12 protein-coding genes are annotated in these 14,121 nt (G+C 55.0%); 4 read left to right on the top strand and 8 right to left on the bottom strand.

What is annotated here, in order from left to right; genetic code table 11:
* The first annotated feature begins 10 nt into the window (after positions 1-10).
* A complete protein-coding gene (locus J9777_RS13955; RefSeq protein WP_245228753.1) occupies positions 11-961 on the top strand; it encodes an XdhC family protein in 951 nt (316 codons plus the stop codon).
* Positions 948-1,562 carry a nucleotidyltransferase family protein gene (locus tag J9777_RS13950; protein ID WP_209349398.1) on the top strand — a complete coding sequence of 205 codons (615 nt, stop codon included), beginning with the start codon at positions 948-950 and terminating at the stop codon, positions 1,560-1,562. Before J9777_RS13955 ends, J9777_RS13950 begins: the two co-directional genes overlap by 14 nt.
* On the opposite strand, the gene J9777_RS13945 is transcribed toward J9777_RS13950, so the two are convergent.
* A complete protein-coding gene (locus J9777_RS13945; RefSeq protein WP_245228818.1) occupies positions 1,553-2,785 on the bottom strand; it encodes an aspartate aminotransferase family protein in 1,233 nt (410 codons plus the stop codon). The two genes, J9777_RS13950 and J9777_RS13945, sit on opposite strands and share 10 nt — an antisense overlap.
* 159 nt (positions 2,786-2,944) lie before the next feature.
* On the opposite strand from J9777_RS13945, the gene J9777_RS13940 reads away from it, so the two are divergent.
* Together J9777_RS13940 and J9777_RS13935 are read left to right on the top strand one after the other, a co-directional pair.
* On the top strand, positions 2,945-4,141 hold the full coding sequence (locus J9777_RS13940) for an acyl-CoA dehydrogenase family protein (RefSeq protein ID WP_209349396.1): 1,197 nt from the start codon (positions 2,945-2,947) through the stop codon (positions 4,139-4,141).
* A gap of 22 nt (positions 4,142-4,163) precedes the next feature.
* Entirely contained in the window at positions 4,164-5,300 is a 1,137-nt protein-coding gene (locus J9777_RS13935; RefSeq protein ID WP_209349395.1) for an acyl-CoA dehydrogenase family protein, read from the top strand.
* A gap of 62 nt (positions 5,301-5,362) precedes the next feature.
* Here J9777_RS13935 and J9777_RS13930 read toward each other — a convergent pair whose 3' ends face one another.
* The 7 genes from J9777_RS13930 to J9777_RS13900 form a co-directional block, all read right to left on the bottom strand.
* Positions 5,363-6,394: a sugar kinase gene (locus tag J9777_RS13930; protein WP_209349394.1), complete on the bottom strand. Its 1,032-nt coding sequence runs from the start codon at positions 6,392-6,394 to the stop codon at positions 5,363-5,365.
* Between the two features lie 40 nt (positions 6,395-6,434).
* Positions 6,435-7,190, bottom strand: coding sequence for a glucose 1-dehydrogenase (locus J9777_RS13925; protein WP_209349393.1), 756 nt, complete (start codon positions 7,188-7,190; stop codon positions 6,435-6,437).
* Between the two features lie 31 nt (positions 7,191-7,221).
* A complete protein-coding gene (locus tag J9777_RS13920; RefSeq protein ID WP_209349392.1) occupies positions 7,222-8,493 on the bottom strand; it encodes an MFS transporter in 1,272 nt (423 codons plus the stop codon).
* A 3-nt stretch (positions 8,494-8,496) separates the two neighbouring features.
* Positions 8,497-8,856, bottom strand: coding sequence for a cupin domain-containing protein (locus J9777_RS13915; protein WP_209349391.1), 360 nt, complete (start codon positions 8,854-8,856; stop codon positions 8,497-8,499).
* 1 nt (position 8,857) lies between these two features.
* Entirely contained in the window at positions 8,858-11,023 is a 2,166-nt protein-coding gene (locus tag J9777_RS13910) for a heparinase II/III family protein (RefSeq protein ID WP_209349390.1), read from the bottom strand.
* Complete coding sequence (locus tag J9777_RS13905) at positions 11,020-13,287, bottom strand: polysaccharide lyase 6 family protein (protein ID WP_209349389.1); 2,268 nt, start codon at positions 13,285-13,287, stop codon at positions 11,020-11,022. Before J9777_RS13905 ends, J9777_RS13910 begins: the two co-directional genes overlap by 4 nt.
* Before the next feature lie 108 nt (positions 13,288-13,395).
* Positions 13,396-14,109, bottom strand: coding sequence for a FadR/GntR family transcriptional regulator (locus tag J9777_RS13900; protein ID WP_348632011.1), 714 nt, complete (start codon positions 14,107-14,109; stop codon positions 13,396-13,398).
* Positions 14,110-14,121: the final 12 nt, after the last annotated feature.

Here is a 14,121-nt window from a genome sequence, read left to right as displayed (position 1 = left end):
GTGCGGCGCGTTGGATAACCGGCGCATATTTGCGTTTCTGCACGAGCGACTGACATCCGGTCAGGCAGCAGTTCTGGTTACTGTTATCGCTGTCGAGGGTTCTTCCATGCGCGGGCCCGGCACACATATGGGCGTGTGCGAAGATGACAGTTTTGTCGGCTCACTATCCGGCGGATGTATTGAAAGCGCAGTCGTTGCCGAGGCTCTTGAAGCTGTTCACGAGGCAAAAGCGCGGACTGTCCGGTTCGGTTCGGGGTCACGCTATATCGATATCAAACTGCCCTGCGGCGGCGGGCTGGATATTCATTTCCTGCCGCTCAAGAATGCCAGCCTGATAGGAAAATGCCTGACGGCTATAGAAGCTAGATCACCCTTCTCTTTGCGGATTCAACTGGAATCAGGTGAAGCAAGTTTCTCGTCCGAATGGCGAAGAACTGAACATCGACCAACAAACAGAACCGCCAATATCGGTCATTGGCCCGAGCCCAAACTTATGATTGTTGGGCATGGCGCTGCAGTTTTATCGCTCGCCAAACTTGCGCGGCAGATGGACCTGACCGTCGAGGTTTGCTCGCCCGATGAGGACTTGCGCAAAAGCATCGGCAATGGCGATATCGCGACCACGCGACTGGCCACACCAGCCGATACTGCCCCGATTACAACCGATCCGTGGACGGCAATTACTTTCCTGTTCCACGACCATGATTGGGAAATCGCCTTGATGGCGCATGCCATGCAACAGCCACATTTTTATCTTGGTGCGATGGGTGGCCGCAAAGCACATGCATTCAGGACTGAAGCACTGCGCGGGCTTGGATGCAGCGAGCAAGCGATTGATGCGATCCATGCTCCCATAGGTCTCTTTCACTCGTCTCGCGATCCGGACACGCTGGCGCTATCAACATTGGGCCATGTGATCGAAGAGTATCACCGGCAAGACTTCAGCGATGCCGCACGCTAGCGAGCTAAACATCTGCCTCGCCATATTGGCGGCCGGTCAATCGCGGCGGTTTGGGGATGCAGACAAGCTGGTCCAACCGCTTGAAGGCCGGATGATGGGCCTGCATATCCCTGCGACGCTTGCTCCATTGGATGCAGGCAGCCGCGTAGTGATCGCATCATCGGACAACCATCCTTGCGCCGATGAATGGCGCGCTTTGGGCTATGCAATCGCTGTGAATGAGAATGCCACTCAGGGGCTCGGGACATCGGTTGCGACAGCAGCGGAAGTTGCAATGGAACGATCAGCCGACGCACTGCTGATCTGCCTCGCCGATATGCCATTTGTTCCGATCACTCATTGTGAACGGATGATCGACACCTTCAGATCAGATGACAGCTCGGCGGTAATTGCGTCTGACAGCGGCACGGCGGTTTCGCCACCAGCGGTGTTTGGCCGCGCCCTATTTCCAAAGCTAGTTAAATTGGACGGGAGTGCCGGCGCTAGGGACATGCTCTTATCGGCAACAAGAGTCGCAATCGTGCCCAAATTGCTTGCCGACATCGATACGGTCCAGCAGCTCTGCGAAGCCAATGCCAACCGCGGCAACGATCAGCTGTAACGCGCTTCCACTTTCGCACCCTGCTCGCCATCAGCAACGATCTTCGTACATTCGCCAAGATCAGCAATATAATCGTCAATCACTTCAGTATGTTTGGGTGAGAGCATCAGATGCAAACTTGGCGGCTGTGTTGTGATCGAGGTAAACCAACCCCGGCGGTACATCTCGCTATAAATTGCAAAATTGTCATGCTCGGGATGACGAAACGCAACCAGGCCTAATATCGGACTGCCCAAGATCTCAAACCCGAGCGTCTTAAACCCTGCCTCGGCCCGTTCGCGCGTTTCGCAGACCAGTCGCTGCTTTTCGCGATAACCCTCAACACCCAGCACATTCATAACCGCCCATGCCGCAGAAATCGCGCCACCGGGCCGCGTGCCAGCTAATGTAGGGGTAAGCATCGGCGCCCCGCTCCATTCGCGCATGTTGAATGGCATATGCTCGTATAACGCCTCCGAACGGAACAGCACAGTTGAGGCACCCTTGGCAGCATAGCCATACTTATGCAGATCCGCGCTGATCGATTGCACTGCCAGTACTTCAAAATCAAATGGCGGGACCGGCACACCATTCATCCGCGCAAATGGTGCAAAATATCCGCCGACACAGGCATCGGTATGAAGCCATACATTCTTGGCCGCAGCGACTTCGCCCAAAGTCACAATCGGATCGATAATACCATGCGGAAAGTTAGGTGCAGAGCCGACCATCATGATCGTTTGCGCATCACAGGCTTCGCCCATCGCCGCAGGATCAGCCTGATAGCTGCCATCCTCCTTGAGCGCGATACGGCGCACTTCAATATCCATCAAATGCGCCGCCTTATCGAACGCCGGATGCGCAGATTGCGGAAGCACGATATTCGCAGTGCCAGAGCGCGATTTTGTAGCCCGCGCATAATCACGCGCCGTCTTCATCGCCATCGTAATGCTGTCGGTCCCGCCCGATGTCATCGCACCAGTCGCACCGTCCGGGCCATGGAGAATCGATAAAGCCATTTCGATAACCTCACGCTCCATTTGCGCGAGCGAGGGGAAGGCTATCGGCCCTAAACCGTTTTCAGACATGTAAAGTGAATATGCTTCATGCTGGACTTCAGCGACTTCCGGTCCGGCATTAAACACATAGACCGCAGTCTTGCCATCGCGCCATTTGGCATCGCCTAAACCGCGCTCGATGAGAATTTCCCTTACGTCTTCCCAGCTTTTGCCGATCGGTGGCATTTTCACGCGAAACTCTCCCTCAGTTGGCCTGCTCGTGCGATGTGCTGCCATGCCAGTCAAGCTAGTGCAAATGCACCGCGTTGCATATCGGATTAGCCCTCTTTTCTCTTCCTGACAGACGTGTAAGTAGCGTCTCATACGCTTCAGGAGAGCCTCACAATGAATCTGGATTTCAGCACCGAAGAGACCGCATTTCGTAACGAAGTGCGCACCTTCATCGAGGAGAACTACCCTAAGAATGTCTCCGCAGACGGCCTGCGCGATGATCTGTCCCCTGAGGATATGGTCGCATGGCATAAAGTGCTGGGCGAGAAAGGCTGGTCAGTTCCGGCATGGCCAGCCGAATATGGCGGCACCGACTGGACACCGACACAGCGCTATATCTGGTCGGAAGAGAACGCACGGATCAATGCGATTATGCCGCTCCCATTTGGCGCATCGATGGTTGGTCCGGTGATCTACACTTTCGGCAATGAAGCGCAGAAAGAACAGCACCTGCCCGGTATCCGCAGCGGCGATGTGTGGTGGTGTCAGGGCTATAGTGAACCCGGTGCAGGTTCCGATCTTGCTTCGCTGAAAACAACAGCAGTGCGGGACGGCGATCACTATGTAATCAACGGTCAGAAGACCTGGACGACATTGGCGCAACACGCCGATTGGGGCTTCTTCCTGTGCCGCACCGATCCCGATGCAGCCAAGCCGCAAGAAGGCATCAGCTTCATTCTAGTCGACATGAAGTCCCCCGGCATTGAAGTCCGTCCGATCAAGCTGATCGATGGCGGATATGAGGTCAACGAGACCTGGCTCACCGATGTCCGCGTACCGGTTGAAAATCTGGTAGGTGAAGAGAACAGGGGCTGGACTTATGCCAAATTCCTCCTCGCACACGAACGTTCAGGCATTGCCGGCGTTGCGCGGTCAAAACGTGCGGTCGAACAGCTTCGCGAAATCGCGGATAAGGAATTGCTCGACGGCAAGCCTTTGATGCAGGACTTCGATTTTGCTCGTAAAGTCAGCCAACTCGATATTGATTTGGCAGCACTGGAAATCACCGAGCTGCGGACGCTCGCTGGTGAAGAAGCCGGTCGTGGCCCAGGACCAGAAAGCTCGATCCTGAAGATCAAGGGTACTGAAATCCAACAGCGCCTGACAGAGCTGACGCTGGAAGCTGTTGGTCATTACGGCACACCTTATTATCGCGACCTGTCCGATGCTGGATCGAATGAATATCCGATCGGACCCGATTATGCGCAACATGCAGCTGCATCCTTTTTCAACATGCGTAAAACATCGATTTACGGCGGCTCGAACGAGATCCAACGCAACATCATCAGCAAGATGATTTTGGGCCTGTAAGCACCGCACCGGAGAGACTCTAATGGATTTTAACTTTACCGAAGAACAAACGATGGTGCGCGATGGCCTGACCCGGCTGGTGCGCGAAAGTTACGACTTTGAAACACGCCGCGGCGTGATCGAGAGCGACAGCGGCTGGCGTCCAGAGCTTTGGGCTCAGATTGCCGAGATGGGCCTGCTCGGCATGCCTTTCTCAGAAGAGGATGGCGGCTTCGGCGGCGGGGCAATTGATTCACTCGTTGTAATGGAAGAGTTCGGCCGCGGGTTGGTGGTCGAGCCTTATGTGCCGACAGTGGTCTGTGCGGGCGGCTTCTTCAAACATGCAGGCTCTGCAGAGCAGAAGGAAGAACATATTGGCGGCATCGTCGATGGCAGCCGCGTCTATGCATTTGCATATGCCGAACCGCGTGGTCGCTATGATCTGGCCGATCTTGAAACGACTGCGAAGAAGGATGGTGACGGATATGTTCTCAATGGCCACAAAGCAGTCGTCATTGCAGCGCCATGGGCATCGCACTTAATCGTAACCGCCCGGACGTCAGGAGAGCGTCGTGATCATGATGGTATTTCGGTATTCGTCGTGGACAAAAACGCTGATGGTGTCGTGACTCGCGACTATCCAACTGTCGACGGACGCCGTGCTTCGGATGTCTACTTCGAGAATGTATCAGTGGGCGCAGATGCACTGATTGGTGAGGAAGGCAAAGCGCTACCGCTGATCGAGTTGGTCGTCGACGAAGCTACTGCCGCACAATGTGCCGAAGCCTGCGGTGCCATGAAGTGCGCGCAAGAAATGACTGTCGAATACTCGCGCCAGCGCAAGCAGTTCGGTACGCCGATCGGCAAGTTCCAAGTGTTGCAGCACCGTATGGTCGATATGTTTGTTGAATATGAGCAATCGGTCTCGATGGCCTATCTGGCGACACTAAAGCTCGGTGAGTCAGAAGTTGAACGCAAGAGCGCTGTTTCTGCAGCGAAGGTCCGCATCGGCCAAGCGGCCCATCATGTTGGGCAGGAAGCGATCCAGATCCATGGCGGTATGGGCATGACTGATGAGCTAGCGATTGGTCACTATTTCAAGCGCCTGACGATCTTCGACGCCGAGTTCGGCAATGTTGATCATCATATGAAACGGCACATCGCACTCGCGAGTGGATAGAAGGAAAAGCGGTTGGGCTGCAACAGCCCAACCGCCACTAATTCTTCAATAGGTTCGTTGGTTTACCGCTGTACGCGGCCTGATCCATCGCCCGACATGAGCTTCTCGACCTCTGGTACGGTGACTCGGTTGAAGTCGCCGAGGATCGTGTGCTTGAGCGCGCTCGCTGCGACAGCGAACTCTAAGCTCTGCTGGCGATCTTCGTAAGCGTTGAGACCATAGATGAGCGCTGAAGCGAAGCTATCGCCGCCGCCGACACGGTCGACGATATCGGTCAGCTCGTATTTCTTTGAGAGCATAAAGCCGCCTTCGCGCGTGCGCAGACAGGCGGACCAGTTGTTGCGGTCAGCGCTGAGGCTTTCACGCAGCGTGATCGCAATGGTGTGCATCTCGGGATAGATGTCGAGCACCTTCTGGCCCAGCGCCTCATACTTCGCCGTATCAAGCTCACCCGATTCCACATCGACATCAACCGTAATGTCGAGCGACTTCTGACAGTCTTCCTCGTTAGCGATGCCAACATCGACATATTTGACGAGCTCACGCATCACTTCGGGTGCAGTCTTACCGTAGTTCCACAGCTTGCCGCGGAAATTGAAGTCGCACGATACAGTGACGCCAGCCGCCTTGGCCGCTTTGACGCAGTCCATCGACAGGTCAGCAGCCGACTGGCTCAGCGCCGGAGTAATGCCGGTTATATGCAGCCACTTCGCGCCTTTGAAGATCGCCGGCCAATCAAACTCATCTGCATCTGCATTGCAGATCGACGAGTTCGCGCGGTCATAGACAACTTTCGAAGGGCGCTGGTTGGAACCTGTCTCCAAGAAGTAGATACCCACCCTATCGCCGGAACGGCTGACATGCGCAGTATCAACCCCGAACTTGCGCAGTTCCATGATCGCGTTCTCGCCGATGTCGTTGTCCGGCAGAGCGCTGACGAAGCCGGAATCAAGGCCATAGTTCGACAGAGCAACAGCGACATTGGCCTCACCCCCGCCGAACGTCGCCTCAAACTCATGCGACTGGAAAAAGCGCTGATGCCCCGGCGTTTTGAGCCGGAGCATGATTTCGCCGAACGATAGAAATTGCGTCATTGTAGTAGTCCCGAGGGAGAGAGTTAGAGAGCTGGCAGACTTACGAATAAGCGAGGCCGCCATTGATATCAATATTGGTGCCAGTGATGTACGACGCATCATCTGATGCAAGGTATGCCACAGTGTCCGCGGTCTCCTCGGCGCGACCTTGACGGCGCAACGCAGTCGCGTTGGCTACATTTTCACGTGCTGCATCCGGTGTGAACTTGTCATGGAACGCCGTCGCAATCATGCCCGGGCACAGCGCGTTGACGCGGATACCTTTTGGACCGAGTTCCTTCGCCATAGCGCGCGTGAAGGTCATCACGGCACCTTTTGATGTAGCGTAGGCCGAAGCACCGCCCCCGCCACCATCACGCCCAGCAAGCGAGGCCAGATTAACAATCGCGCTACCCTCACCCATATGCGGTACAACTGCTTGCGTCGCCAGGAAGGTCGATGTGACGTTCAATTGCATGACATAGTTGAAGAACTCTTCATCCATCTCGCCGAGCGTTTTGCGCGCCACCAAACCGCCTGCATTGTTGACAAGGATATGGATTGCATCACCAAACGCATGTTGCGAAGCTTTGACGAGCGCCGCGACCTCGTCGGCCTTTGTGACATCAGCTTTGACCTTGATAGCTTTACCGGCACCAGCGGCTTCAATAGCGGCCAGCGTTGCGTCGGCATCGGCTTCATTGCTGAAGTAATTGACCACCACATTGGCGCCTTCGCTGGCGAGTTTGACCGAGATAGCCCGGCCAATATCGCGGCTGCCACCGGTTACGATCGCTGTCTTGCCTGCAAATTTCATTGTGTAGTCCCTGTTGTTTGAATTGATCGCATCATGCGGATTTTGGTTTGAGTGGTTTGATATTCGGGCAGAGTATTAGCACCGAGAGGACCGTCATGATCGCCAGCCCCGCGCCGACAACAAATGCCGGCGTATAGCTGTCCACGGTCAAAATCGGGATCAGGAAGTTCAGCAGAACAACCGCAAGCTTTGCGGCAGTACCCGCATAGCCTGCAAGAGTCCCGACCGAACTGCCGCTGTAATAGTCACTTGGCAGCGTCTGGATATTACCGACCGCTGTCTGGAACCCAAACAGGATCGCCGCCATCAGCATTACCGCAAAGAACGGTGTCGAGGCCTGTGTCGTTGCCAACAAGAAGATCAGCATGATCACACCGCCCAGCGAAATGACGGACTTGCGCGTCTTGTTGACGCTCCAGCCCGCATTAATCCGGTTCTGCGCCAGGAGGCCGCCGAACCAAGCGCCGAGCATGGCACCGACATATGGTATCCAAGCATAGGTGGCGATTTCTTCGACGCCGAAGCCGTAAGTCTCGTTCAGATACAGAGGCAACCAGCCGATAAACAGCCACCAGATCGGGTCGAGGAAAAACGAAGCGAGGATGACGCCCCAACTCTCTTTGCGCGAGAGTATTTCTCCAGAGCCGGGCGCATAGGTCGCGACTTCATTCGTTTCCTGATCGCGTTGACCGGTCAGAATGAACTGGCGCTCCTCTTCGGAGAGCCAAGGGTGCGCTTCCGGGCCGGATTTGTAAACGATCAGCCAGGGGATCAGCCACAGGAAACCAAGCACACCGATGGCCACGAACGTTGCCTGCCAACTCTCTAGGAACACGAACAGCACACCGATGATCGGTGCCGACACGATCCCGCCAATGGCCGCACCGGAGTTAAAGATACCTTGCGCCAAAGCACGTTCGTTAATCGGGAACCATTCGGCATTCGCCTTAGTAGCGCCGGGCCAGTTGCCAGCCTCGGACACGCCCAACAGGCCCCGGAAAATCGCGAAACTCATTAAGTTGGTTGCGAAGGCATGCAAAATGGTAGCTGCTGACCAAACGACAATCGAGAGGACGAAGCCAAGCCGGACACCAATCCAGTCGAATATCTTGCCGAACAGCGTCTGACCAAATGCGTAGGCAAAGGTAAAGACGTTGAGAATAATCGCATAGTCGGTCTTGGTCAGGCCGAGATCTTCAGAGATCTCGGGCCACAGAAAGCCGAGTGCACCGCGATCAATATAGTTGATGATCGTCGCAAGGGCGACCAGGCCCACGATCCAGAAACGAAACTTACCCTTCATGGATCAGCCCTCCCCCAAGAAATCTTCGCGAGCGGGGCTGAACGTATCAATCAGAACCCCCGGCTCAAGACACACCGCCCCGTGGTCGAGGTGTGGTGCGATATAAAAACTGTCACCGGCACCGAGCACTTTCTTCTCGCCATCGACGAACACTTCAAACTTGCCGCTTTCAACCAATGTCGACTGACTGTGCGGGTGCGCGTGAACTTCGCCGACCGCACCCTCTTCAAACCATACACGCACGATCATCAAATCCGGCCCATAGCCGAGAATCTGGCGCGAAATTCCACCGCCGACATCCTCTTTCGGGACCGCATTTGCCGAGACGAATGCCTCGCTTTGGCTTTGCACTTTGGTGGCCATGTTAGTTTCCTCCCCCGCCCAGCTTGATCCGCGCAGCAAAACCGGTCCACGAAACATCTTGTCCGTCTATGGTAGCGCTGTGCTGTTTGTCTGGGTCATTGTCGTAAGAGATCGCCAAAGCGGTCTTTGCGCCGCTTTTGGTTTCGACGATCACAATGTCGTATTCCGATTGTTCAATATGCCGAAGCGAAGCGACAAGGCTTCTGCTGTCGATGGTTTGCTCGGTCGCGCCATCATAGAGGCCGTGCGGCTCGATGATGCTGACGAAAGTCGCGCGGTCACTATCGCTGATGCGCTGGAGCGCGATAGGCTCACGGCGCAAATTGAAATTCGGATCATTCGCTCCGCTCTCAGCGAGAATGACTTGGAAATTGTCCTGCGGCACGAAGCGATAGGTGTAGAATCTGCCGTCGAGCAACCAGGTCATGAAAGCCTTGTCTGCTGTCGGCGTAGCGGTCGCATCGACCCAGATATGTTGATAGCCATCATCGGCGCCAAGCACCGGTCGCGACACGACATTGCGCTGCGGTTCAAAGCCGGTTTCCATAATATGGCCGGAATAGTGCAGCGGCAGATCGAACGTTAGCGAGCCTTCCCCGTTAGCTCGCATGAGATCGATTGTTACCGGTGCGTCCAGACCTTCGACATTCATCATCACAAGCGAGCGGGTCATCGTGACGTCAGCATAGGCTGTGTTGATGGTCGCCGTACTGACTTTCAAACCTGTCTCAGCCGAGAAGTAGAGCTGCTCTGGCGCAAACGTGTCTGCTACTTCAGCGTCTCCATCAAAATGGGTAGTCTCGTTTACGACCAAAGCGTTGTGCGCGATGCTTTGCTTCGCCCAGCTTTCATTTTCAGGCAGGTAGCGTCCGCCCTCTTTCGCTTCGATATTCAGGAAACGCGCCGCGCCGTAATCGCGCACGATCTCATTGCCGTTGTCGTAAAGCTGCCAGCTAAGCTTGTCGAAATGGCCATGGCCCATGCCCTGCGAGCTATTCTTAGCGACCAGTGCGGTATGTTTTGGGCCAGTTCCATGGCGGAACACGGCAACAGCGCCTTCATCACCCTCAGGCCCGTCGCTGAGCAGCATCGACTTGAAATCGAATGGCTTGGCTTTGCCTTCAGCAAGATCGCGGGAAAGCTTCAGACCGTTCTCGCTTAGAACTGTACGGCCTTGAAAATCGGCAACTCCCAGCAGGCCAGGATCGCCAGTTTCAGCGTATGCAATCGCTACGCCTTCATAGAGCTCTGCAGTGTTCAGGCTCTTGTCGCGAATGGCATCGTTGAATGGGAAGAAATACCCGCCATAGGTTAGTTGGATGGTCGTGGTCAGCGCTTTCTTCAGAATGCCATCGCGATGCTCGAAAATCTGCCGTTCGGGTTCATTCTTCGAAATAGCATCGGCGAACGCCATAAAGGGGAGAAGCGCGAACCGCTGATAATATGGCCCTTCTGTATAGTAGCCGTCAGGCGAAAACAGCAGTTCGGTCTGGCGCAGGAAGCCGGTTTCACCGCTTTTGTCCGAGCCAAGCAATGCACGGTCGACCATATCCTGATCACCCAGCAAATAGCCGGTCATGCCGACACCCGCAGTCGCCCATGTCGCGTGATTATGAATCAGATTAAATGTCCGCTTGGAATCGACCGAAAGGAACCTAGCAGCAGGGCGGAACACGTTATTGTCGATCCGGTCCCGCTCTTCTGCAGTCAATGTATTGCGAATTTCGCCGTAGCCTTGAACCGTGTGAACCAGCCACATTGCATCGTTCAGAACTTGCCAAAAAAGCCGACCGACATTCTGGTTTGCCTTAGCCGGATGATCGCCAAGAGTGGGGTAAAGATCGGCATAAGCCAGCAGATTATCGCGAACATAATCGCGGTACTTCACGTCGCCGGTAATGCGGAAAAGCTGGCCAGCCAGATGGATCGCGCGGAAGTTCCGCTTATGCTGCTCATGCGTGTAACCGCCGCCGGGATCCTTGGGCACCGGAACGACAACACCTTGCTCTATCATTCCGGAGACAAGCTCCCGCGCTCGCTCCATTTCAGCTTTGTACAGCGGAGGCAAAGCAGTTTGCTCGGCGCCGTTGGCCTTTGCATGTGCGGGGAATACCAATCCGCCAGCAGCCAGCATCAACGCGGCAAAGATAAGGAGTAGATGCCTCATTCGATTGGCGCTCCATCAAACGTGTTGCCCGACATGTCGACACGCGGATCACCGTCGAAGATCAACTCTTCCAACAAAGGCGGAGGTGTTTCAGCGAAGCTATTGTCGGTTACAGAAGTCTTGGGTGTTCCCACCGTATGAACGATCCGAAGCGGTGCCGATTCTGCAAGCGCGTTCCGCGATAGCTTCGCCGTCTGAACACCATGAAGGTTGATTGCCGCGCCAGAGCCGTTTGTTGCGGCTTTGCCGACATTGGCCAAAGCGTTGCCGCTGATATTCACATAAGGCCCGAAGGTACTTTCATCGCGGCCACCGCGATAGATGTTGGCAATCGGCCCACCGATATTTGCGAAACTGCTTTCAACGATATCGAGATATTCGACATTATATTGGCCGTAATCCTCAGTCTCGGCCGCCGCGGCTACAACAGCGCCAGAGATGTCAGCAAAAGCGCTGTTTCGAATCGAAACCCGGTCCGCCAGCGAGCTCTTGCCGAGAGTTAGAACATTGAACGATTTATTGACTGTCAGATTGCGGACAGAAACGCCATCGAACTCGATTTGCATATTTGATTGGATCGGGAAGGTCGTTGTGCGGATCATCGAGTTCCCGACCGAGTCCGGCGCAAGTTCGCCATCGACGACCAAGTTGAGAAGCTGCAAATCTGCACCTTCGCGAAGTTCAAGCAGTGATGGTCGCGCGAACTTGATGACGGCGACCTCAGCACCCTCCGCCACAGCGCCTTTGATTGTTAGCGGTTTGTCCAGCGGTATAGTTCGCTCGACGATGTATTCGCCAGCACCCAGCATCAGCACATCACCGGCATTCGCTGCCGCAATGGCTGTGACCAGCGTGTCATAGCCCGGTACAACCTGTGTGACCGTACCGCTGGTTCCGAAAGGACCGTCATCCGAAGGCTTCGCATACCATGCGACGCCAACCTGATCGAGAGTGACCGGCTGCAGATCGCGCGGGGCACCGACATCGGCCAGCTCAGGATCGACCGGATAGAGCAGCCCATTCTCGCCGCGCTCGAGCTCGATCGGGGCTACCTCGATCAAGGACAGAGCGCTATCGAGCTTACCAGCAAGAACGCGGTTACCGCTAAGAGTGACACCTGAAATGTCGGCATCGACTTGGATAAATGTACCTTTGTCGGTGCCGCTCAGCAAGTTGTTCGAGAACGTCGTCTTTGTTGGAACAGCCGAGCGCTCTTCATCGGCACCAAGCCCAAGCGTAATTCGCGCGCTATCGACAACCGTATTTCTAGATATCTGCGCATTCTCGACTTCGACATAGCGATTTGCCGGAGAGTTAGGCACGCCGTTCATCACAGCAATTGCGCTAGAGAATGCAGTACCGCGCATCCCCTCCATATAATTGTCGCGAATAATCTGATCACGATTAATCACGCGAACGCCGCCGGTATAGTCCTTGCCGTGGCCCATGAAGATATTGCGTTCGACCAGATTGCCATCTCCATGACGCAAGGTCAGGGTCCCGCGCGAGCGCAAGAACAGATTGCCACGAAAGATATTGCCGCCAGACTTTGAAGAGATGATCTCCACTTCACCGTCCGTGCGATCAAACACGTTGTTTTCGACAAGCGTGTTCGAATTGAACTGCGCATAGTGACTGGTTCCGACGCGAAGTGTTTCGCCGCCATTGGATCCGAGAACAGGGCGCGGCCCGAAATAGTTGTGATCGATCCTGTGATTGTTCTCACGGCTCTCCTCACTGTCGAGCCGAACAGCGAAGGTGACCCCCTTATTCGTTTTGCCGACAAGGTGATTGTGATCAAAACGATTGTTCTTGCCGTAAACCCCGACCCAATAGTCGGACTCATATCGGTCAGGCTTACTGAAACTATCGATCACGGTTTGAGTCACACGGCTGTTATGAGCCTGATCTTTCTTGCTCCGGCGGAAGGAAATAACTTCTCCGCGCGGGCTGTAACCGTCCCTAAACACCAGACCGGAAACGACGATATATTCGCCGCCGATCCTCAGGCTCGATTGGCCGGTCAAGATGACCTTGCCTGCTTCTTCAGAGGTAACCGTTATCGGTTTGCCAGCTTCGCCCTCGCCGGTGATAACCATTTCGAAGTTACGCCATTCGCCGTTTGCGAGAACAATCTGGTCACCCGCTTCAGCCTGCTTTGCAGCAGCTGCATATTCGGCTTGATCGGCCACGAAATAGCGCTCAGCGCTAACCTGCACAGGGAACGCGCACAACAACGCCAAAAAAGCAATCAATCGAGCCATTATCCCCTCCCTCGCTGATATTAGCTTGCGAGTGGGATAACGGACAGAATCAGAATCTGTCAATCACTTTGGACTGATATTTTCAGAATATTTGTAATGCCAGTTTGGTTAGGCAATCTTGGAAGCCGCCGCGAAACGCTCGCGGCTTGCCGATGCACGTTGCTGCACTTCTTCAAGGGCCTGGCGCTCGGTCGCATCGAGCATATTGTCGATCAGCCGGTGGAAGTGCTCACGCATCGCTGCACGCGCTCCAGCGGGGTCACGCGCTTTCAGCGCATCAAACACTGCTTTATGCTCTTCCGTCCGCGATTCAGCATCGTGAACACAAACCGCCGCATAGGTCGCCTTTACCTCAGGCAGTTCTTCCCGCATGCGCCATAACGACTTGATCGTATGCACCATTGCGACATTATTCGAGGCCTCGGCAATGGTAAGGTGGAACTCTTCATCCGCCTCGTTCGCTTCGTCTTCAGAGCCAGTCCGCATTTGATTGATCAATTGACCGAGCCGCAGGACACTTTCGTCAGTGATATTGTGCGCCGCCAACGCCGCCGCTTCAGATTCGACCAGCAGACGCGCCTCTGTCACTTCAAATGCGCTTGCACTGGGCAATGCCTCACCGAGTTCCGGTTTGGTTTCGCTAACGTAGACACCCGAGCCGGTCTTAATTTCCAACCGACCAATTGCCTGCAACGCAATCTCTGCTTCGCGGATAGTGACTCGGCTTACACCCAATTTTTCGGCAAGCTCACGCTCACCCGGCAGCCTTGTTCCTGGCGGATAAGCGCCTTCATCGATCAAAGTGGAGATCTGTTCTGCCACTGATTGAAAAAG

The organism is Pontixanthobacter sp. CEM42 (assembly GCF_017812015.1).
Lineage (GTDB): Bacteria > Pseudomonadota > Alphaproteobacteria > Sphingomonadales > Sphingomonadaceae > Pontixanthobacter.
Note: the sequence above shows the minus strand (reverse complement) of the source record. Positions and strands in the feature narration are given on the sequence as shown.